12 protein-coding genes are annotated in these 24,045 nt (G+C 39.4%); all 12 read left to right on the top strand.

What is annotated here, in order from left to right; translation table 11 throughout:
• Positions 1 to 43: 43 nt before the first annotated feature.
• Complete coding sequence (locus I6J02_RS10240) at positions 44 to 1,216, top strand: ROK family protein (RefSeq protein ID WP_236582402.1); 1,173 nt, start codon at positions 44 to 46, stop codon at positions 1,214 to 1,216.
• Positions 1,217 to 1,254: 38 nt separating this feature from the next.
• Positions 1,255 to 4,521, top strand: coding sequence for a SusC/RagA family TonB-linked outer membrane protein (locus tag I6J02_RS10235; protein ID WP_201681573.1), 3,267 nt, complete (start codon positions 1,255 to 1,257; stop codon positions 4,519 to 4,521).
• A gap of 22 nt (positions 4,522 to 4,543) precedes the next feature.
• Positions 4,544 to 6,118, top strand: a complete 1,575-nt coding sequence (locus tag I6J02_RS10230) for a SusD/RagB family nutrient-binding outer membrane lipoprotein (protein ID WP_201681572.1) — start codon at positions 4,544 to 4,546, stop codon at positions 6,116 to 6,118.
• Between the two features lie 202 nt (positions 6,119 to 6,320).
• Complete coding sequence (locus I6J02_RS10225) at positions 6,321 to 7,520, top strand: ROK family protein (RefSeq protein ID WP_201681571.1); 1,200 nt, start codon at positions 6,321 to 6,323, stop codon at positions 7,518 to 7,520.
• Between the two features lie 13 nt (positions 7,521 to 7,533).
• A complete protein-coding gene (locus I6J02_RS10220) occupies positions 7,534 to 10,866 on the top strand; it encodes a SusC/RagA family TonB-linked outer membrane protein (protein WP_201681570.1) in 3,333 nt (1,110 codons plus the stop codon).
• A gap of 11 nt (positions 10,867 to 10,877) precedes the next feature.
• Positions 10,878 to 12,455: a SusD/RagB family nutrient-binding outer membrane lipoprotein gene (locus I6J02_RS10215; protein ID WP_201681569.1), complete on the top strand. Its 1,578-nt coding sequence runs from the start codon at positions 10,878 to 10,880 to the stop codon at positions 12,453 to 12,455.
• Positions 12,456 to 12,688: 233 nt separating this feature from the next.
• Positions 12,689 to 13,894: an ROK family protein gene (locus I6J02_RS10210; RefSeq protein WP_236582401.1), complete on the top strand. Its 1,206-nt coding sequence runs from the start codon at positions 12,689 to 12,691 to the stop codon at positions 13,892 to 13,894.
• On the top strand, positions 13,891 to 17,115 hold the full coding sequence (locus I6J02_RS10205) for a SusC/RagA family TonB-linked outer membrane protein (protein WP_201681567.1): 3,225 nt from the start codon (positions 13,891 to 13,893) through the stop codon (positions 17,113 to 17,115). The genes I6J02_RS10210 and I6J02_RS10205 overlap by 4 nt, the downstream gene beginning before the upstream one ends.
• A gap of 19 nt (positions 17,116 to 17,134) precedes the next feature.
• Positions 17,135 to 18,715, top strand: a complete 1,581-nt coding sequence (locus I6J02_RS10200) for a SusD/RagB family nutrient-binding outer membrane lipoprotein (RefSeq protein WP_236582400.1) — start codon at positions 17,135 to 17,137, stop codon at positions 18,713 to 18,715.
• Between the two features lie 105 nt (positions 18,716 to 18,820).
• Complete coding sequence (locus I6J02_RS10195; protein WP_201681565.1) at positions 18,821 to 20,254, top strand: alpha-L-fucosidase; 1,434 nt, start codon at positions 18,821 to 18,823, stop codon at positions 20,252 to 20,254.
• A gap of 64 nt (positions 20,255 to 20,318) precedes the next feature.
• Positions 20,319 to 22,985 carry a glycoside hydrolase family 3 N-terminal domain-containing protein gene (locus I6J02_RS10190; RefSeq protein WP_201681564.1) on the top strand — a complete coding sequence of 889 codons (2,667 nt, stop codon included), beginning with the start codon at positions 20,319 to 20,321 and terminating at the stop codon, positions 22,983 to 22,985.
• Between the two features lie 25 nt (positions 22,986 to 23,010).
• Positions 23,011 to 24,018 (top strand): sialidase family protein, encoded by a 1,008-nt coding sequence (locus I6J02_RS10185; RefSeq protein ID WP_236582399.1) that lies wholly within the window; start codon positions 23,011 to 23,013, stop codon positions 24,016 to 24,018.
• The last annotated feature ends 27 nt before the right edge of the window (positions 24,019 to 24,045 follow it).

Here is a 24,045-nt window from a genome sequence, read left to right as displayed (position 1 = left end):
ACCTAAAATGGACAAATCAAACTTAAGCCACAAAGAGCTTATAATGAATATATTATACTACAATAAAGCTCATTCCATTGCAGAACTGAGTGCTAAGACAAAAAAAAGCATTCCCAGTATAAGTAAAATTATTAACGAACTTTACTATGATCAGTTGATTATAGATGATGGCCTGGCTCCCAGTACAGGAGGGCGCAGACCAACCCGATACAGTATTAATCCGAAACTAAACAAATTCATTCTTTCCGTGGCAGTGGATCAGCATTACATTCGGACTGTAATCTATAATATGTCCAATGAGGAGCAAACCCCCATTCTTACACTTGAAAATAACTTAAACAACCCCGACCTTACTTTTCAAAACATTGTTGAATCAATAGAAAATATACTTAATCAAGGCAATTACAATCAGCATAATATTCTAGGCATCGGAATAAGCATGCCGGGTTTTGTTGATAATATACTTGGCACCAATGGTTCATACGCAGATAAAAATGAGAATTTATTCCATATCAAACGTAATATCGGGCATAAGTTTCAGATACCTACATTTTTAGAAAATGATTCATCGGCAATAGCAATCGCAGAGCAATATTTTGGAAAAGCCAAAGACACGTCACATGCGCTCATTATAAATATTGGTTGGGGTGTAGGATTGGGAATTATTGTTGATAATAAATTATTCAGAGGATACAGCGGGTATGCCGGAGAGTTTAGCCATATTCCATTATCTGACAGCAACAAGCTATGCTCTTGTGGAAAAAGAGGATGCTTAGAAGTCGAAGCGTCCCTGCCCGCTGCAGTGGAATTTGCAGAGGAAAAGCTTAAAAGCGGAGAGAAATCTATATTAGCACATCAACTAACCAATAACAAACCTGGAAATAGTCATCTATTAATTCAATCCTCCCTCGAAGGTGATCAGCTGGCTATTTCCGCACTGGCTAAGTCCGGTTATATGCTTGGCAAAGGAATAGCAACACTTATACATATTTTAAATCCGGAAAAAATTATACTAAGTGGCAGAGGTGCGCAGGCCGGATCTATTCTGATGCCGCAAATCCAAACCGCCATTAATGAATTCTGTATTCCCAAAATAGCACAAAAGACAACCATTATTATATCAAATATGACAGACAGGGCGCAGTTGATAGGCTCAGCTTGCATAGTTCTGGAATACTCACTCGAAAATCTTGTAAACTCACTACTAAATCAATAACTAACATGAAACAGTTCTATCAAACATGTTGCACAATCATGCTACTATCGATCTTCTCGATAACAAGTGTATGTGCACAGCAGATCGTTACAGGAAAAGTAACGAATGCGAATGGAAATTTACCGGGAGTAAACATTGCTGTAAAAGGCACTTCCAGAGGTACCCAATCCGGATCGGATGGAAGTTATTCCATTCAGGCTTCATCAGGAGAAAAATTACGTTTTTCTATGGTAGGATACATTTCTCAGGAAATTTCAGTGGGTTCCACTAAAACGATTAATGTAACCTTAACCGCAGATGAAGGAGCTTTGGAGGAAGTCGTAGTCACAGCGATGGGGATTAAACGCGATCAAAGAAAATTAGGCTATGCCGTCAGTACTGTTAAAGCAGAGGATATACAGGAAGGATCTCCCAGTATTGGTGCCTCTCTGTACGGTAAGGCTCCGGGAGTACGTATACAGACCTCACCCGGCGGTCAGATCGCAGCGAGTGGCATTACTATTCGGGGACAAAACTCTATCAGTTTTGCAAGACAACCTTTAATTATTCTGGATGGGATTCCTATCCGAAACGGAGAAGCCAATACCCAAGGCATGTGGGATGAATCTCGGATTATGGGAAATGGATTGCTTGATGTAAATCCCAACGACATAGAATCTATCTCCATATTAAAAGGAGCTCCTGCCTCCGCACTGTATGGTTCTGAAGCCGTAGGTGGAGTCTTAGTTATTACAACTAAAAAAGGATCACAAAAAACGGGCCTTGGGATTGACTTCAATATGAATATGCAGTCTGAAAGACTTGCCTTTTTGCCTGAATTTCAACATGAATTTGGCCCTGGCTATGGCTGGACTGGTCCCAATGGTTTGTTAACTGCCGGCTCAGATGCAGATGGCTTCTTCAAAACCACCGGAAGAGATGGCAAATCATACATCAGACCTTCAATGGGATCATGGGGCAACTACGGACCTAAGTTTGACAACAGAGATGTCATGTGGTGGGACGGTGAAATCCGGCAATACAGTGCACAACCCAATGGCATGAAGAAGCTGTATGATAATGGGGGTACAAACAACTACAGTTTATCCCTGTCCAATGCCGGAGATCTGGGGTCGTTTCGTTTTTCTTATAACAGAAATGATTTCAAAGGCATATCACCAGGCACCAAACAAAACCGTAACAACTTCAACTTCAATGGAACACTGAATGTTTCCAAAAAGATCACATTTGACCTTACCACTTCCTATATCAATACATATACGCTTAACCGGCCTTATCTCATTAACAACGTGAATGCTTATGGTTACAACCTTGCAGAAAAGGCTGAAGTAGTAAGAAGTAAGTACAAAACTGCCAAAGGATACCAGTTTACTAACAACAAAACCTGGGATCCGGAAGAATATATATTATATGGAACATCTGCAACTCAATACATGCAGAATATTTTATGGAACAACCTGGTAAACAAAGACATGACAAGAGAAAACAGGTTTATCACTTCCGCCACATTAAACTATAAACCCATTGATCCGCTATCCTTTCGTATCAGACTAGGAAATGACCTTACTTCGAATAATAATGAAACAGAGAATCCAAATACGCAAAACGTTGCCTTTGCAAATAGCGGATATTATGGGACAAGAAATGGCAATCAGCGTGTTACTTACGGTGACTTCCTTAGCAGTTACAATAAATCCTTTAATGACTTTGAAGTAGGGATTTCCTTAGGAGCAATGCTAAAGCAAGAAAAAAATCAATACACATCCATAGCTACTGCCGGAGGTTTGGTACAGGAAAACTTTTTCAGTCTCAATAATTCCCTAGACAGAGTTAACACAGGGTTTGGAAGAGGAAAAGTAACACGGACAGGTATTTTCGGAATAGCAACTTTGGGATATAAAAATCTGTTGTTTGGAGAATTTTCTGTAAGAAGGGAAAGCTCATCTACACTTCCTCCCGCAAATAATAGTTTTACATATCCATCTATGAGCCTAAGTTGGATTATATCCGAATCTTTAGCTAATAGACCAGATTGGCTAAACTATTCCAAATTACGTACGGCTTACGGATTTGTAGGTAATGATCTATCTGCCTATGCCGCAAACAATGCCTACAAACAGGAAACAATCAACGGTGTCATTGTCAATTTCTGGCCCACAGTCTATGGGAATGATTATATCAGACCTGAGCGTAAAAGAGAATTTGAAGTCGGCTTGGAATCTAAACTTTTCGACAACAGAATCGGAGTGGACATAACTTACTATAACAATGCAATTAAAGATCAGATAACCTATATTGATGTACCGGGATCTTCAGGTGTGACATCGATGTTGTCAAATCTCGCAAAAATGACAAACTATGGATTAGAGATCGGACTGAATGCTAATCCGGTTAAAAATGAAGTCTGGAATTACAATGTCGGAGTGAACTTTTCCTTTAACCGGAATCGCATTTCTGAATTACCGACCGGAGGACAATACGTGAAATTAGCAGATATAGATAACAATGCCGTAATGGTCGTGGCATCACCAAATGCTGCATATGGAGATATTATGACCTATTCTTACAAGCTTGACCAAAATGGTAATAAACTGGTCGATGATGAAGGATATTATATAAAAGATAATACACCATCAGTAAGAGGAAATGTGACTCCAAAGGGAATTGGGGGAATCACTAACAATATTTCTTTTGATACCGGAAGCGGAAAAATCGGATTAACAGCCTTAATAGATTATCGTATAGGCGGAGATATCTTTTCATTATCCAATTATCAGAATACAGCTTCGGGAAAACTAGCATCCACCCTACAGGGGCGCGACGCTGCTCGTGGAGGAATAAGTTATTATGTGGCTGCTGATGGTAAAAATGTTGCTGTTCAACCTGGAACACCTGTCCCTGGTGATGCCAAATTTGGTGGACGTATCTTTGATGACGGGATTATTTCAGATGGATACAAAGAGGATGGTACCAAGAATAATACAATAATGTTGGCCTCTTATTACTATTTATTTAATAATTACTGGAATTCAGGAATTTACGACAATCAAATCTATGATAATTCATATGTAAAACTTCGTGAGGTTACTCTTTCGTATACCCTTCCAGCCCGACTTGCGACCAGATTAAAAGCCCGCAATGTGACGCTCTCTCTGATCGGCAGAAATCTATTTTACATTTACAAAAACGTACCGAATATAGACCCTGAGTCTGCAATCGGAACAACTCCACGTGAAATGGGATTAGACCGCTATGGAATACCAACTAGCAGATCATACGGATTCTCGCTAAAATTCGGAATTTAAATCACAACTAAAAGCAGATAACATGAAAACGACATTAAAACTATCCTATTTGATAATTGCATTACTTCCCATTTTTATAACAGGATGTAAAGAGCAGTTAAAAGAGGATTACTATAATCCGGACAACAGTCAGACAGCAAGTGTAGAAACACTTTTTGGAAAATTCTCTACATTAAGCAGGTACCATATGCAATATTGGGATCTGACTACCTTACAGAAAAGTACAGTTGGTGTCTACACCCAAATAGTAGGTTATCAAAACGGGCTAAACCGTTACAATCCAACAGACACCTATGTATTGGATCACTGGAACAGATTTTATACTGAAATCCTGCAATTATACAGAGAAATAGAAACTAAATACAATGCATTAGATGAAACAAAAAAAGCCGACTACAAACATATGATGATTGCTTCAGATGCTATACTAATTAACGAATTGGTCAAGAAAACGGATATGTGGGGAGACATTCCTTTTAGTGAAGCAGGCTATATCCGCAGCAGTAATCAGATTGTATTTCCAAAATATGACACACAGCAGGATATATATAATTTTATGCTGACCCGTCTTCGTGAAAACGCAGCATTTCTGGTTACCACGCCTCAACCTACTTCACTGGGCAGCACTATGTTAACCAAATTTGATTTTATCTATGCAGGAAAATCATCTCAATGGCAGAAATTAACAAATTCACTGCGCTTACGTCTTTTAGTAAGGGTAAAAGGAACTCCGGAAATGGGTACTTCGGCAAATCAGGAAATTTCTACTATACTGAATAATCCTGCGCAAAACCCATTGATTGAAAGTAATGCCGATAATGCACTTATTGCCTCAAAGGGACCAAATCTTTTTGCCATCGACAATCAGCATGAAGGAGGACCACGAGGCGGATTCTCCGGAGTAGTAGCAGGAAAGGCCATGCTGGATATTCTAAAAAAAGGTAGTTTTTCAGATCCCAGATTACGTGTCATGTTTGCAAAGAACATAAACGGAAACTATGCAGGAATAAACCCCTTATCAACAGCCACACAGGACGTTTCGGATTCTTTGAACAACAATTTGTATTCCTTCATTGACTCCACAACAATGCGTTTCAATAACTTTTTACCCGGTGTATTGTTTACAGCAGCAGAAACTCAATTTTTGAAAGCAGAAGTTTTACAAGGAGCTGCCGCAGAAACCGCATTCAAAACCGGCATTAAACAATCTATCGATTGGTATTACTATGTAAGAAATCTCAACACTAAAAATAATGGTGTAGAAGTAGGTACTTTAACCCCTCCTACTGATGCTCAGAAAGAAGATGTAGCGAATTACTACTTTACCAATTACTATCAAAATCCCGGTATTGGTAAGGACGAAGCAATCGGAATACAACGCTGGATTCATTTTGGTCCGCTGCAGATGTATGAAGCATGGGCTGATATAAGACGGTACAATCATCCTGTATTACGATATATAGAGGACTCAGGGCAGACTCCAAAACCGTTAGACCGATTCAAATATCCGAGTAAAGAATATGCTGATAATATGAACATGTCTCAGCAGATTAAGGATAACGATAAATTCTATAATAAAGTTTGGTGGGATAAATAGATTTAATCCGATCGTAATTACAATGAACAGAATGGACTTCATGTCTATTCTGTTTTTTTATTTGTACTTCAGGGAAACCTTCCCAAACATTATTAAAAAATTAAAATACTTTTTATTTTTTTTTAAAAAGATTTTGAAGTTACAATTTCTTTATATTAACTTTATTCAAATATTACAAACCAGTTAATAACCCTAAGTCAAAATGGAAAAGACCAATTACGGACTTAAAGAGCTTATTATAAGCTTATTATATTATGAAAAATCGTATTCTATTGCCGATCTAAGTTTATTAATTGGCAAAAGCATTCCGAGTACTACAAAAATTATTAATGAATTAGCGGATTACAACCTCATTATAGAAGATGGTTTAGCTCCTTCTACAGGAGGCCGCAGACCTATAAAATATACCATAAATTCGAATCTAAATAAATTTATACTTTCTGTAGCTATTGACCAGCATTACTCTACTGCTGTAATCTATGATCTCTCCAACGAAGAACGCACACCCGTATTTACTATAGAAAATCATCTGGACAACCACGATGAAGTCTTTGATAATATTGTAGGGCTTATGGAAAAGACGCTGCAACATGGAGAATTTAATCAAAATAATATTCTGGGAATAGGTATCAGTATGCCGGGTTTTGTAGACAACAAACAAGGCACAAATGGCTCTTACAAAGATAAAAGTGCCAAATTGTATCATATTAAGCGCGAAATAGAAAACCGTTTTCAGCTTCCCACTTTTATTGAGAATGACTCCACTGCGATTGCAATAGCCGAACAGAATTTTGGAAAAGCCAGAAATATCTCCCATTCTCTTATCATTAATATTGGATGGGGAGTAGGATTGGGGATAATAGTGGATAATAAACTGTTCAGAGGATACAGCGGGTATGCCGGAGAATTCAGTCATATTCCCCTTTCAGACAGCAACAAACTATGTTCATGTGGAAAGAAAGGCTGCCTGGAAGTAGAAGCATCGTTATCTGCTGCTGTTGAATTTGCAGAAGAGAGACTGCAAAATGGTGAAAAATCCAAATTAGCAAATCATTTGACCAACGATCGGTTAGAGAGCAGTAATTCCCTTATACAATCAGCCCTTAACGGAGACCAGCTTGCTATTTCAGCACTCACCAAATCCGGCTATATGCTTGGAAAAGGGGTAGCCACTCTCATCCACATTATGAATCCGGAAAAGATTATCCTAAGCGGTCGCGGATCTCAGGCTGGTCAGATTCTGATGCCTCAGATACAAACTGCAATCAATGAATTCTGTATACCAAGAATAGCACAAAAAACAAGTGTAGAGATATCCGATCTGAAAAACAAGGCACAATTGATAGGTTCTGCCTGTATCGTATTGGAATATTCACTATCCAAATTTGTAAACCTTAATTAATCATCAATAAAACATGAAACAATTCTATCAAACATGTTGCACAATCATGCTGCTATCGATCTTCTCGATAACAAGCGTATTTGCACAGCAGACCGTTACAGGAAAGGTAACGGATGCAAGTGGAAATGTTCCCGGAGTAACTGTTTCCGTAAAAGGAACTTCCCGAGGAACACAAACAGGTGCGGACGGAAATTACTCCATTCAGGCTGCACAAGGAGAGACCTTACGTTTCTCCATGGTTGGTTACACTTCACAAGAAATTGCAGTGGGATCAACTAAAACGATTAATGTAACTTTGAAAGCAGACGAAGGAGCATTAGAAGAAGTCGTAATTACAGCTATGGGCATCAAAAGAGCTCCAAAAGAGCTTGGTTATGCCATGAGCACAGTTGATTCTAAAGAACTGACTAAAACCGGTTCACCTAACTTTGCAGGAGCCTTATATGGTAAAGCTCCCGGAGTAAGAATCTCTGCAGCACCAGGCGGAGCAACTTCAGGTATCAACATCAACATTCGCGGTACCAACTCTATTACCGGAAATTCTCAGCCTCTGGTTATTATTGACGGGGTGCCGATGCGTCAAACAACTTTTAACAACTCTGACTACTGGGGTGATCAACGCGCAAGAGGTAATGGTTTGGAAGATTTAAACCCTGAAGATATTGAATCTATCAGCGTTCTAAAAGGAGCTTCTGCAGCGGCACTATATGGCTCCGAAGCGATGAACGGGGTAGTATTAGTGACAACAAAGTCAGGCAAAGGCGGTAAAGGTTTTGCGATTGATTTCAACGCAACTTACACGCATGATCAAATTGCATATTTACCACGCTTTCAAGACGTAAGAGGTCCAGGATATACGACCGCATATCAGAACGATGGTCAGGCAGATGATATGTTTTACTATTACCCTAATAGTAGCGCTATCAACGGAGTAAACAGAGGTTTGTTAGCTGCAACAGTAAATTTCGGTCCAAAATTCGACGGAAAAGATGTAATCTCATGGGATGGACAAGTAAGACCTTATGTCGCACAAAATGCGTATAATAAATTATTTAATAATCCGAATAATACAATCTTCAATTTAGCCCTTAGCAACACCACTGAAAACTCTAACACCAGATTTTCCGTTACACGTCAGGATAATCAGATGACTTCCTTAGACTCTTATAATAAGAAAAATATAGCGAATTTAAATTCAACTATTAAGCTTTGGGACAAACTGACTACGGATGTAGTTGTAAACTATGTAAATCAACATACCCATAATAGACCTTTTTTAACGGATCGTCTGATAAACAACTTTACCGGTATGATCTCGACGTTTGATAATCCGGAGTGGTATCTGAATAAGTATCAAACCAGTTTAGGATACAAATATGTTGTACAATCTGCTGATGCACAAAGTTTAACTCCAGATGAAAACATCAGATACAACGGTGCTAAAACAGATGTATTAGATTATATCTGGAATACCAAAGCAAAACAATATGATGAATATTCAAATCGTGTAATTGGTTCCGTCACGAACACTTATCAGATTACCAGTGATTTATCCGTAAGAGCCAGATTTTCTGCTGATATGACCTCTGTAAAAACAGAAGACAAAGAGCCGAATGCTGTTCCACTTCAATTCAATAATAGCGGATATTTCGGGTTGGGCAATCAGAATGCGAACATCTATTACACCGATCTATTGGCAACTTACAACAAACAAATCAATAAAGATATCAAATTGGGTGTGATGGCCGGGTATACTGGAACAAAAAGTCAGGATACCTATGTACAAAGAGAGACCGCAGGCGGTCTTAGTGTACGTAACTGGTATGACATCAATGCTTCAGTAAATACAATTGGCGGTAATACACGTTACAATTACCGCAGAAATATGTTAAGAGATGCTGTATTCGGAACCTTAAACTTCAATCTGAAAGAATTCTGGTTTGTAGAAGGAACATTACGTCGTGAGCGCATTTCCACTATGAATCCTGATAACAATGTATTGTATTATCCATCTGTTAATTCCAGTTTGATCTTAAGTGATGCATTCCAACTTCCTGAAATATTTAATTATGCAAAATTAAGAGGATCATGGGGTATTGTAGGTAATTATCCGGACATCTATAAGAGTGCTTTAAGCTATACTCAACAAAGCTTAGGTGTTCAGATTCCAAATGGTGCTTCCGTAATTTATAATAATGTTCCGACAACAGGATTTGGAAATGAGAACATTAAGCCGGAGAGAAAGAAAGAGATCGAATTTGGTTTAGAAACCCGCTTACTGAACAATCGTTTAGGATTTGACATTACCTATTACAATGGTCTTATTCAAGATCAGATTCTGGATTATACTCTTCCTATTTCTATGGGAGCAAGTTCTATCATTGCAAATGTCGGAACTTTACGTAATAAAGGTTGGGAATTTGCAATAACCGGTACACCTGTTCAACACGAAAACTTCAAATGGAATACAATTTTGAATTTTTCTATGAACAAAAATATAGTTGAAGAATTACCAGGTGGAGTTCAGGAATTACTACACAGAGATTATGACGGTGCTGCTGCACAATTGGTATCTAAAGTAGGTCAACCTATGGGAGATATTATGGTTCACCCTATCAAGACAGATGCTAGTGGCAATAAAATTGTTCAGGAAAATGGTATTTATCAATTAGATGCAGATAAGTGGATTAAAGCAGGAAATGCAATGCCAAAAGCTGTTGGGGGTTTTATTAACACCTTTACGTATAAAAACTTCACTTTAGATGCTTTGATTGACTTTCGTTGGGGTGGTCATGCTATGCCTACCGGTATCAACTGGATGACCAGCAGAGGATTGACAGAAGAAAGTTTAACAGCAATGGATGCAGAAAATGGTGGACTAAGTTACTATAGAGTGGGAACACAAGGTATTGCAACGAACTCTGCAACCGGTCCCAACGGCGAAAAAGTTTATCATGATGGTATGTTGATGGATGGGGTATTAGCTGATGGAAGCCGTAATAATAATATCATTTCTCAAGCTACATACTACAACCAGACTTACAACTGGGGTGGTCCTCAATATTCGAACTCCAGATATGAATTGTATGTGCAGAAAAATAATTATATCAAGATGCGCGAGATATCATTAGGTTATAGAATTCCTGCACATCTGGCATCTAAACTTAGAGCAAAAAATGTACAGATATCAGCTTTCGGACGTAACCTTTTCTTCTTATACAGAAGTATTAAAGACTTAGATCCGGAACAAATGACTGGTGGATCCAACTGGGTGAATAATGTATCAAATGCAGGAACAAGTCCGGCAACTAGAACAATTGGTTTAATGCTACGTGCTAGCTTTTAAAAACAAATAATATGAAACGATATTTTTTAATAATGGGGCTAGGCTTTGCTTCATTAATATATACAAGCTCCTGTAAAAAGAGCGATTTTGATGAACTTTACAGAGATCCGTCTAAAGTGACTGAGATAACTATTGAACGACAGTTTACCGGAATAATATACAGCTATCGTCAATTAGTTGTGCCTGATTACAGAAATCTATTTGTAACCTTGAGACCTACAATCTTCAGGTATTTACATACAACAGGCTGGATCAATGAACAGAATCACCTGTTGCCAGGAGCTGCTGCGATTGAAGACAGATGGACACGCTATTATGAAGGACTTGCGCAGTACAGAGAACTGGAAACAGCTTATAACAAGTCCATAGATGTCGAAAAAGAAGAAAAGAAAATTTTCTTCCTGGCAGCCAAGGTATTATTCTATGATCAAACACAGCAAACTGTAGACTTACATGGAGATATTCCATGGAGTAAGGCAGGGATGTTGAGTACAAATAATAGTGATTATCAAAATTCTTACCCGGCTTATGACAAAGCAGAGGATATCTACAAAACAATGTTAGATGATCTGAAAGTAATAAGCACTTCACTTAATAGTATAACATTAAGTAAATCTATTCAGGAAAAATTCAAAACACAGGATCTTGTAAACAATGGAGATGTAACGCTATGGAAAAAATACTGTAACTCTCTTCGTCTACGCTTACTGACAAGAGTATCCGAAAGCCCGACATTTGCTTCCCGTGCTACTCAGGAAATAGCAGAGATTATTAACGATCAAACTACGTATCCACTTATCTTAACAAATAGTGATAATGCACAGGTTGACATCTTCAATCTAGATGATAATAATATCAACACTAAAGGTATTAAAGATGCATTTGAAGCTACTGGATGGTATGCAAATATGGCGAGTAAGGCAATGATTGATCATATGGTCGGCAAAAGTGACCCGCGTTTACCTTTCTTCTTTGAGGCCGGATCTGATGGTCAATTCAGAGGTTTGGATCAATCATTAACAAGCGGGGCCCAATCTGATTTAGCAAGAGGAGGCACTATCTCCATTTTCAATCGTTCTACGTTTTCACGCAATCAGTATTTCCCTGGAATTTTATTTTCTGCAACTGAAACAAATCTTTTGCTGGCGGAATATTACCAGAAAAATGGAAATTCCGGATCTGCTAAAACTGCGTTTGAAAACAGTGTAAAGGAATCTGTAGATCTTTACCGCGCTATCAGAAGCAAAAGTAATGATAATACAGTAGCAGCTCCAGCCACCCCTACTCCTGCACAGATCAATACGTATATAACAAACCTGAACTGGGATGGTGCAAGTAATAAAATAGAATTAATTGCTACTCAGAAATGGCTACATTTCAATGTTCTTCAGACAGTTCAAGCATGGTCAGAAGCAAGAAGATTTGACTATCCAACATTTAGTTTTGTTGTTCAAAATTCGGATATTCAGAAAACTGTGCCTGTCAAATTTAACCTGCCTCCATCAGAAAGCGTCTACAATTCTGCTAACTATGAGGCTGTAAAAGCTCAGGACAATGTAAACACAAAACTCTTCTGGGACGTTAAGTAACAGATAGTTAATGAATTTTGAAAAGGAGAGCAATTATGCTCTCCTTTTTCTATTATATACTATCCTGCGACCAATCTACTTAATAAAATAGCATATCCTTTTCAAGAAAACATATTAAATCAAAATCTATTTTATAGCAATACTTATTGTTAAATTTTAAAAAGTATTTGAAGTTTATATCTTTTTAACATACCTTTAACGCCAAATCTATATTATTTTAACAATTAATGGATATGGAAAAGACCGTTTTAGGCCTTAAAGAATTGCTTTTGAATCTGCTTTATTTCAATAGTACCTACACTATTGCGGAATTAAGCGGACTGACCAACAAGAGTATTCCCAGTATTTCAAAGATTGTTAATGAATTGCTGGAAGATGGATTACTTGTCGAGGATGGCCTCGCCCCTTCTACCGGAGGACGAAGAGCAATCCATTATGCCCTAAACGCAAAATTAAATTGTTACATTCTTACTGTTGCCATAGATCAACATTATACTTCCGTCATTGTCTACGATCTCCATAATAAAGAAGTAACTCCCGTCCATACAATTGAAAATCATCTTGATCATCCGGAAGCAGCTTTTAGCAACATTGTCAGTCTGATTAATGAGTTGCTCACAAAACATCATTTATCTGCAGACAACATTCTTGGGATTGGTGTAAGTATGCCGGGATTTGTCGATAATGTATCCGGAACAAATGGATCTTTCAAAGATTTTCAACTGTTCAATATTAAGAAAGAGTTTGAACGGGTATTTGCTATCCCCACATTTATAGAGAATGATTCAACAGCTATTGCTATAGCAGAGCAGAATTTTGGAAAAGCAAAAGAAATCTCCCACGCCCTGATTATCAATGTAGGCTGGGGAGTCGGTCTGGGAATCATAGTGGACAACAAACTATTCAGAGGTTTTAGTGGATATGCCGGTGAATTCAGCCATATTCCCTTATCAAAAAGCAATAAAATGTGCTCCTGTGGTAAGACCGGCTGTCTCGAGGTAGAAGCTTCCCTGTCTGCAGCAGTAGCGTATCTCGAAGAGAGACTTACAGCCGGTGAAAAATCCGTACTTCAATACGAGGATTCCCAAAATCAGCTTCAAAAAGCACAACTTCTTATCAATGCTGCACTGAGCGGTGACCAGTTGGCTATATCAGCATTAAACAAGTCGGCATACATGCTAGGTAAAGGAATCGCAACCCTGATCCACATTATGAATCCACAGAAGATAATTATCAGCGGCAGAGGTGCTGAGGCAGGAAAAATTCTGATGCCGCAGATTCAGACTGCAATTCATGAATTCTGTATACCTAAAATATCCAATAAAACAGTTCTGGAGATTTCAGACATGAAAAATGCACAGCTTATCGGCACCGCATCTATCGTATTCGAATATTCACTTACCAAATTTGCAAACCTTAATAAATCATTAATAAAATGAAACAAATCTATCAATCATGTTGCATGATAGTAATGGTCTCGATCCTGTCGGTGACTAATCTATTTGCACAACAAAATGTTACAGGAAAAGTAACAGATGCACAAGGAGCCGTTCCCGGAGTAACCGTATCTGTAAAAGGTACCGCCCGTGGTACACAGACCGGTACAGACGGAAGCTACAGCATTCAGGCCAATGCAGGTGAAACTATTCGTTTCTCTATCGTAGGCTATACTGCACAGGAATTTACGGTATCTGCAGCTAAAACGATTAATGTAATTTTAAAAGAGGATGCCGGAGCATTGGAGGAAGTCGTTGTTACAGCGATGGGTATCAAAAGAGAGGCTAAAGCATTAGGTTACGCTGTTTCCAACATCAAAGCTGATGAAATTACAAAAGCAGGAAATACTAACTTCGGATCAGCACTATATGGTAAAGCTCCGGGTGTGAAAATTACAACCGCTCCGGGTGGTGCCTCAAGTGCTGTAAACGTGCAAATACGTGGTATCAACTCCCTGAATTATCAAAGACAACCGCTGTACGTTGTAGACGGTATCGTAATCAGAAATGATCAGCAAAACGGAAGCTCAGGTGCCAATAATAACAATTACTGGGGTGATCAGCGTATCAGAGGTAACGGTATGCTCGACATCAATCCTGCTGACATCGACAACATCTCTATCTTAAAAGGAGCTGCTGCAAGTGCACTGTATGGATCGGATGCAGCGAGTGGTGTTATTGTTATTACTACGAAGAAAGGAACAAAAGGCAAAGGATTAGGTATTGATTTCAATTACAACGGATCTATCGAAAGAGCGGCTTTCTTACCTAAATTCCAGAATGAATATGGTCCGGGTTATGATGCAGGAACTAACACTGCAAATGGTGCATCAGCGGAAGGATGGATTCCTGCAGCAGATTCTCCATCAGGAAGACGCCCATACTTCCGTGCATACGGTAACTTTGGACCGAAATTCACAGGTGAGGAAGTGATGTGGTGGGATGGACAGGTACGTACCTATTCTGCAAGACCAAACAACTACTATGATGTATTTGATAAAGGTTACAACTCCAATATCAATGTGGGTATCTCTAACCAGACAGACAATATCAATTACAGATTGAGTGCTACCCGTATGGACTATAAGAGTACAAGTCCGGGCAGTAAGCAAAATAAAAACACATTCAACTTAAACAGTTCAATTAAATTAAGTGACAAATTATCTACAGACATTGTAGCTAACTACATTAACACGAACACCCATAACCGTTCTCATTTATTAGGACAGGTTTTGAGTTCATTTGACGGATTCTTTAGCAGAACTGAGGATATGTCTGCATTAAAAAATGCATACGAAACTGCAGACGGATATAAATATTCAAGATTCGGAACAGGAAGACCGGGAGACTTAAAATATACCATCCGTCCATACAATCTGATGGACTACTTCTGGACACAGTACAAAAACAACTACGATGAGACAGAAAACCGTCTCTTAACAAGTGCTACATTAAACTGGGATATCATCAAAAACCTAAGATTCCGTGGAAGAATTGGTAATGACTTAACTTCTGCTACCAGTCGGTACGAACAGTACAATGAGTATCCTACAGCCTATAATTCGACTACAGAAAGTACTGGTGGTTATACTACGACAAAAGGAGTCTATTCTATTCTGTACGGAGATGCCATGTTAACCTATTCCAACAAGATCAACGAAGATTTTGATTACTCTGCCAGCGTGGGTTTCCAATCCCGTTCAGAAAAATATGATGACCAGTCATCTGGCACAAATGCAGGTTTGGTAACTGAAAACTGGTTTAGTCTGAGCAACAGTTATGCAATTCCTAACACTTCTAATTTAAGAAAGGAAATGTTAAAGTATGCATACTTCGGATCATTGAATATTGGCTATAAAGGTTACCTGTACCTGGACGGAACATACAGATCGGAGTATTCCTCTACCCTACCTGTACAGAATAATAATTACAAGTACGGTTCAGTCAGTGGAAGTTTTATCTTTTCGGATGCTTTCAATCTGACAAATGATACATTCAGCTATGGTAAACTAAGAGCTTCATACGGTATCGTAGGTAATGATGCAGGTATTTATCTGGCAAATATTGCTTACAACCAGACGTCATTACAAACTATCAACGGATCCGTTCCTTCTCTGACTTACGGAAATTCATATGGTAACTTAAACCTGAAACCAGAGCGTAAGTACGAAACAGAATTCGGGGTAGAGTTGAAATTCCTGAGAAACAGACTTGGATTGGATGCAAGTTACTACACCAACCGCATCGAGGATCAGATCCTTCCGTTAGCAGCGCCTGCTTCATCCGGAGCAACTTCTCAGGTACTGAACGTCGGAGAAATTGCTAATAACGGGGTTGAGATCTCGCTGTCAGGCACACCTATTCAGAATGAAGTATTTACCTGGACATCCCGTATCAACTACGCTTTCAACCAGTCCAAAGTTAAATCATTGGCAGAAGGGGTAGACGAACTGGTATTCTATGATTCTGATCAAAGTTCATTGAGAATTGTAGCCAGACCTGGTGAAAAATTAGGAAATATCTATGTATATCCTTTGGCAACAGATGCAAACGGTAATAACCTCATCACAGACGAAGGTTATTATGTAGTTGACAAGACACAGTACAAAAATGTAGGCAACATTCTTCCTAAAGCAATAGGCGGATGGACCAATACATTTACATACAAAAACTTTATGCTGGATTTCACAGCGGATTATCGTTTTGGCGGAAAAATGGTTTCTCAGAACCTGAAATACGGTATGAGTGCCGGTCAGTATGAAAACACACTTCCGTACAGAGATGGTGGTGTAACACTTCAGGGAGTAAACGAAAAAACAGGTGCACCTAACACGGTCAACCTGAGTGCGGCCGAGTATTATATGAATACTTTCGGTTGGGGAGCTGATTCATGGAATGAAAAAGGTGCGGTATATGACAACAGCTTTATCAAACTAAGAGAGCTTTCCATCGGATATAAAATTCCGGATGCATTCACAAGCAAGCTTAAAATCAACAATCTTCGTGTGTCTCTGATCGGAAGAAACTTATTCTATTTCTACAGAACATTAGAAAACCTGGATCCGGAATCTCCTGTTGGAAATCAATGGTGGTCACAAGGAGTAGACGTTGGTTCTACAGCAGCTACACGTAGCTTCGGATTCTCTTTGAATGCTAATTTCTAATCAATCAATCCTTTACAAAATGAAAAAATCACTATTATATATTTTATTTTCAGGACTTACCCTTCTATCCTTCACGGGATGTAAGAAAGATCTGGAAGATAAATTTCAGAACCCAGATGCCTCTACACAGCCAAACATTCCGGCTTTTTTCACGGATATGCTCAATAATGACCGGGTAAGACCATCTTACTGGCATTACAGAACATTCATCCTTTCTAATCAGGCAATATATACACAGACTGCATCCTTCTATCCGTCTAATACAATGTATCAGCCAAATGACGGATATGCATATAATTACTGGACAGATTTCTATGCGCCAGGTGTATTAGGTATCTACCGTTCAATGGAAGTGGCCTATGCAAATCTTCCGGAGACAGAAAGAGCAACGAAAGAAGTATTCCTGAATGCAGGTAAAGTTGTTCTATTTGATGAAGCATCAAAAATGATTGATAACTTCGGCGATATTCCTTTCAGTGAAGCGGGTAGTTTACCAACAAACAGTACCATCATCAAACCAAAATTTGATGATCAGAAAGAGTTATACTACTCGTTTATCGACGAACTGAAAGCACTGAACCTTTATTTTGAAAAAGCCAGCACCAATGCCGATTTTTCAAAGTATGACATTCTGAATAGCGGAAACATCCAGAAATGGAGAAAATACACCAATTCATTACGTCTTCGTCTGTTAATGAGAATTTCTAATGTGGATGAAACCAAAGCCAGAACAGAGATTATGGAAATGCTGGGCAATGCGACTCTATATCCGTTAGTTGACGGATCTGCTAATCCAAATTACTCTCCGAAGGCAGATGATATCTTATTGTATCCATTGACCAACAACACAACCAGTCTGAGACAGGCCTTATTAGAAGGACCGAATCACTATGCAACGGACTATATGTTGAATAAAGTGATGCTCCCTTCAAATGACCCGAGAATCCCTGTGTTCTATGATAAATTCGGAAGAACGGTAGACGGAAAATTTGTACAAAACAAAGAGTACAAAGCAATGCCTATTGAGTTTACATCAACAGACATGGAAAACAACTTTCAGGATTATGCAGTGCTGGACTCTGCTACATTCTTTGATAACGTATCCACTCCGGGTATTGTGATCAATGCTTCAGAAGTCAATTTCATCAAAGCGGAGGCGCACCTGAGATGGGGTAACGAGGCAGATGCAAAGACGGCTTACGACCTGGGAGTTAAACAATCCATTACGTTCTATTACTACCTTAATAATCTGAATACTTCCGGATTAAAAACAGAACAAAAACCAACAGAAGAAATTATCTCTGAATTTGTCGATAATTCTGCAGCTGCCTTTACCGGAGATGCAACAAAGAAATTAGAACTTATTATCACGCAAAAATGGTTACATTTCGGTTATTTACAGGCACAGCAAGCCTGGTCTGAATACAGAAGAACTGAACTTCCAAAACTGACATTCCAGACGGCAGGTCTTGTTAACTATGCTAATCCTCCAAAAAGATTAACATATCCAAGTACTGAAGTTTCAAACAACAATGTAAACTATCAGGCTGTTAAAAGTAAAGATACCAGAGACACGAAGATATTCTGGGATATTAAGTAATAAATCTATTTCAATTCATAAAAAAGCTGCCAATTGGCAGCTTTTTTTGTTAAAAATCAGTATTTTTAAAGTTGATAAAAAATCACCCCTAAGCATTTATATGAAATGAAATTACGTACACTATTATTAACCGCTTTCCTGAGCAGTAAATTGCTAAATGGTTTCAGCCAGGAGCATAATGTATCAGCAGGATACCAACAGCCCACAGATCCACAGGTTATCCAGAATCTGGATAGCTGGCAGGACATGAAATTCGGACTTTTTATGCATTGGGGTACCTATAGCCAATGGGGGATTGTAGAGAGCTGGTCTCTATGTCCGGAAGATGAAGGATGGACACAACGTAAACCTGAACACGGATCGTCTTATTACGAATATGTGAAGAATTATGAAAATCTTCAAAAGACGTTTAATCCGACTGCCTTCAATCCTGAAAAGTGGGCCGCAGCAGCTAAAGGTGCAGGTATGAAATATGTGGTGTTTACTACCAAACATCATGACGGATTTGCGATGTTTGATACCAAACAATCCGATTATAAAATCACAGACTCTAAAACTCCATTTTCAAGCAATCCTAAAGCTGATGTAACAAAAGAAATTTTTAACACATTCCGCAAAGACGGATTCAAGATCGGAGCTTATTTTTCTAAACCGGATTGGCATACCGAATACTACTGGTGGTCCTATTTTCCACCGAAAGACAGAAATGTAAATTACGATCCGACCAAATATCCGGAACGTTGGAAACAATACAAAGATTTCACCTTTAATCAGATTAACGAGCTGACGTCTAACTACGGAAAAGTAGATATACTCTGGCTGGACGGAGGATGGGTACGTCCATTCAAAACGATAGATCAATCTGTTGAATGGCAGCGCACGATCAAGGTAGAGCAAGATATTGACATGGATCGGATCGGGACTATGGCTCGTAAAAACCAGCCGGGTATTATCGTAGTGGACCGGACTGTACCGGGAGCCTGGGAAAATTATGTAACGCCGGAACAGGCTATACCTGACCATAAAATGGATATTCCATGGGAGAGCTGTATCACGATGGGGAATTCGTTCAGCTATGTCCCTAATGATCAGTATAAGCCAACCAAAAAGATCGTAGAAACTTTGGTCAAAATTATATCTCGTGGTGGCAATTATTTGCTGAATATAGCACCCGGACCAAACGGTGACTTTGATCAGGCGGCATATGACCGTTTAAAAGACTTATCAGCATGGATGCAGATTAATGAAAGTGCTGTCTTTGCAACCCGTCCGGTTGCACCTTACCATGAGGGAGATTATTATTATACTAAAAGCAAAGACAATAAAACCGTCAATGTATTTCACCTGTCTGACAACACAGCCTATACCATGCCGGAGGAATTTACATTTACACTTCCCGAAAACTTCAATCCCAGATCGGTTGAAATCTTAGGTTATAAAGGCAAATTAAAATGGACGAAAACAGCAGATAAAATCACTATCAAAAAACCAAACAGCAGCCTGAATTATGCGGCCGTTATCCGTTTAGTTTCAAAATAAAAAACCCATAAGCAATTGGGTTGCCCATCTATGCAACCCGTTGCTTTTCACCTATCAACTACTTATGAAAAAACAAACAGTTTTGCTTTCAGCAGCTTTATTACTTCAATCATTTGTAAGCTTCGGACAGCAAAAACCAATTTACAAAGATCCGGCTCAACCTGTCGAAAAAAGGGTACAGGATCTCTTAAGCCGAATGACTCCGGAAGAAAAATTCTGGCAATGCTTTATGATTCCGGGAGATTTAGACCATGTAAGTAAAGATCAGTATAAGCACGGCATCTTCGGTTTTCAGGTGAGTGCCGGTACAAAAGGCGGAGGTGCTTCCGGACAACTGTTACAGTACAACGCCAATGAAGGCGCAGAACAACTAGTACGTAAGATTAATGCTATCCAAAAATATTTCGTAGAACAGTCCCGTCTTGGGATTCCTATTATTCCGTTTGACGAGGCTCTTCACGGACTCATGCGCGAAGGCGCTACAGCTTTTCCGCAGGCCATAGGTCTGGCTTCCACATTTGATCCCGCTCTGATGCATGAGGTAGCAACAGCAATCGCTACCGAATCGCGCCTTCGCGGCATCAGACAGATTCTGACACCCGTTGTCAATCTGGCCAATGATGTAAGATGGGGAAGGACAGAGGAGACTTATGGTGAAGATCCTTATCTCAGCTCATTAATGGGTGTCGCTTTTGTGAGCGCTTTCGAAAAACAGGATATTATTACAACACCTAAACACTTTCTGGCCAATGTCGGAGATGGAGGACGTGACTCCTACCCTATTTTCTGGAATAAACGCTTTTTAGAAGAAACACATCTGGTCCCTTTTAAAAAAGCATTTCAGCAGGGAAAAAGCCGCTCCGTAATGACAGCTTACAACCTGATCGACGGCCGTCCTTCCACAGCAAGTAAGTGGTTATTGACAGATAAACTGAAAGGCGAATGGAAATTTGATGGATTTATTATCTCGGATGCCAGCGCAGTTGGTGGATCTACTGTATTGCATTACACTGCCAAAGATTATCCGGATGCATCAGCACAAGCTATCAATGCAGGATTAGATGTCATTTTCCAGACAGAATACGATCATTACAAACTGTTCATGCCTCCCTTTCTGGACGGAAGAATTTCCAAAACCCGTATTGATGATGCTGTGTCACGCGTATTGAAAGCTAAATTTGAACTGGGTCTTTTTGAACAACCTTATGTCAGCGAAAAAGATATTCAAAAATTAGTACAGCAAATCAACAACAAACCTATTGCACAGCAAGCCGCTGAAGGATCTTTTGTCTTGCTTCAAAATCAGCATCATACGCTTCCTGTTGATGCTTCCTATAAGAAAATCCTGGTTGTGGGAGAAGAGGCGACTGCAGCACGGCTAGGCGGATATAGCGGTCCCGGCAATGGTAAAGTCAGTATACTGCAGGGGATACAGGAGTATGGCAAAGGAAAAGGACTCGATATCCAATATGCCAAAGGTATTACTATGAAACTGCTTTCCACGAGTGTTGTGGCTCCTTCTTACCTGACTTCGGGAAATATTAAAGGACTTAAAGGCGAGTATTTTAACAATGCATCCGTATCAGGAACACCAGCATTCACACGTACAGATGAAAAAATAGACTTTAGCTGGACATTAGGTTCTCCGGATGACAAACAGCTTAAAATGGATCAATACAGCATCCGCTGGACAGGTCAGATCAGTTCTCCTGCATCCGGCACCTATGAAATCGGATTAAAAGGAAATGATGGTTACCGTCTCTATGTGGACAATAAGCTGATCGTGGATAAGTGGGAAAAAGAAAGTTACTCGACCACCACAGCTTCGTTTACATTTGAAAAAGGTAAAAGCTACCCTATCCGCGTAGAGTTTCGCGAAATGCGTGGCAATGCCCATATTGAATTAGTGTGGAGTTACGGATTGCCGGATTACAAAAAAGATTATGACGAAGCATTAGCGAAAGCGAAAGAAGCGGATTATATTATTGTCACCACCGGAATACACGAAGGTGAATTTCAGGATCGTGCTCTTCTAAATCTGGAGGGTAATCAGGAACAATTTATTCAGGAAGTATCTTTATTAAATAAACCGACAACGGTAGTCCTTGTCGGTGGTTCTGCAATTAAAACGACTGCCTGGAAGGATAAAGTAGGTGCTATTCTTAATGTATGGTATCCGGGTGAAGAAGGAGGTCATGCAGTAGCTAATACCTTATTCGGGAAGGTAAGCCCTTCGGGTAAACTACCGATAACATACCCCGTTCATGAAGGTCAGTTGCCGCTGGTATACAATCATCATCCGACAGGACGTGGTGATGATTACCATCACCTGAGCGGTGAGCCTCTGTATCCTTTTGGTTTCGGACTAAGTTACAGTACATTTGACTTTACAAATCTTACTTTGGAAACTCCTGCAGTCTCAAATAAGGAACTTATTCATTTTTCGGTAGATGTAACCAACACCGGGAATATAGATGCTGCTGAAGTAACACAGGTATACGTAAGAGATCTGCTCAGTTCTGTATCCCGGCCGATACTGGAACTCAAAGCATTCAAAAAGGAATTTATAAAAGCCGGAGAAACAAAGAAGATACATTTTACTTTGGACCCTCAGGAACTGGCTTTCTTTGATGAACAGATGAACTGGACAACTGAACCCGGAGAATACCGGATACTTATTGGCAATTCGTCTAAAAATCTTCCTTTAAAAGCTACCGTTTCTATCCGATAAGCTATGAACAGATTTATTTTATACTGTGGAGTTCTCCTGTTATTCGGTTCCCTGTATAGGTATACAGCCGACAGTGGTGAAAACGGGTTTTCTATTTGAAGAAAACAGATATTTTGCGCAATGTCATGCTTCTACTCTTGCAGAAACAGCTTCCGGGGAGATACTAGCCTCCTGGTTCGGAGGCACACACGAAGGAAATAAAGATGTGGTCATCTGGAGTTCAGCATTCGACGGCCAGAAATGGTCCGTTCCTAAACAGATAGCTGATGGAATCAGTAATGACACCGTACAATATGCCTGTTGGAATCCTGTACTATTTAAAGCAAAAGAAGACAATACCCTGTATCTCTATTATAAAGTAGGACCGAATCCACGTGAATGGTGGGGTGCAGTAAAGACTTCAGCAGATAATGGCAAGACGTGGTCATCTGCCAGTCTGTTGCCAAAGGGTATTTTAGGCCCGGTTAAAAATAAGCCATTGGAACTCTCCAATGGCATTATTCTGTCTCCATCCAGTGTAGAGGTCACTGAAGACCGTTGGATAGGTCATGTGGAGCGCAGCGATGATCAGCAGAAGTCATGGTCCAGTTATCCTATTGATCATAACTCGCCGTTCAACATTATTCAACCCAGTATCGTACAGCATGCTGATGGAAGGCTCCAGGTACTTTGCCGCAGCAAGGAAGGGTTTGTTATGACTTCATGGTCTTCGGATGAAGGGAAAAACTGGTCTGCATTATCCAAAACAAATCTGATCAATCCCAATTCAGCTACAGATGCTATCCGCATCAAAAATGGTTTCCTGATTGTTTATAATCCTGACATTCCGGGAAAAGACTGGTGGGAAGGCAGAGCCAAACTCCGGGTTGCCTATTCAAAAGATGGTATCAGCTGGAAAGATATTCTGGTATTGGAAGACGAGGATAAAGGAGAATTCAGTTATCCTACGATTATACAGGATATTAAAGGCCTGGTGCATATTACGTATACATACAACCGTAGGAATATTAAACATATTATCTTAAAAATCTGATATGAATTAACTAAATTTAAATCTTAA

Source organism: Sphingobacterium spiritivorum (assembly GCF_016725325.1).
GTDB lineage: Bacteria > Bacteroidota > Bacteroidia > Sphingobacteriales > Sphingobacteriaceae > Sphingobacterium.
The sequence above is the reverse complement of the archived record's forward strand: the minus strand, read 5'-3'. Positions and strand labels throughout refer to the sequence as shown.

Excerpts from the sequence above, each read along its gene's own strand:
- I6J02_RS10240 (WP_236582402.1), top strand. The coding sequence starts at position 44 with ATGAATATATTATACTACAATAAAGCTCATTCCATTGCAGAACTGAGT.
- I6J02_RS10235 (WP_201681573.1), top strand. The coding sequence starts at position 1,255 with ATGCTACTATCGATCTTCTCGATAACAAGTGTATGTGCACAGCAGATC.
- I6J02_RS10230 (WP_201681572.1), top strand. The coding sequence starts at position 4,544 with ATGAAAACGACATTAAAACTATCCTATTTGATAATTGCATTACTTCCC.
- I6J02_RS10225 (WP_201681571.1), top strand. The coding sequence starts at position 6,321 with ATGGAAAAGACCAATTACGGACTTAAAGAGCTTATTATAAGCTTATTA.
- I6J02_RS10220 (WP_201681570.1), top strand. The coding sequence starts at position 7,534 with ATGAAACAATTCTATCAAACATGTTGCACAATCATGCTGCTATCGATC.
- I6J02_RS10215 (WP_201681569.1), top strand. The coding sequence starts at position 10,878 with ATGAAACGATATTTTTTAATAATGGGGCTAGGCTTTGCTTCATTAATA.
- I6J02_RS10210 (WP_236582401.1), top strand. The coding sequence starts at position 12,689 with ATGGAAAAGACCGTTTTAGGCCTTAAAGAATTGCTTTTGAATCTGCTT.
- I6J02_RS10205 (WP_201681567.1), top strand. The coding sequence starts at position 13,891 with ATGAAACAAATCTATCAATCATGTTGCATGATAGTAATGGTCTCGATC.
- I6J02_RS10200 (WP_236582400.1), top strand. The coding sequence starts at position 17,135 with ATGAAAAAATCACTATTATATATTTTATTTTCAGGACTTACCCTTCTA.
- I6J02_RS10195 (WP_201681565.1), top strand. The coding sequence starts at position 18,821 with ATGAAATTACGTACACTATTATTAACCGCTTTCCTGAGCAGTAAATTG.
- I6J02_RS10190 (WP_201681564.1), top strand. The coding sequence starts at position 20,319 with ATGAAAAAACAAACAGTTTTGCTTTCAGCAGCTTTATTACTTCAATCA.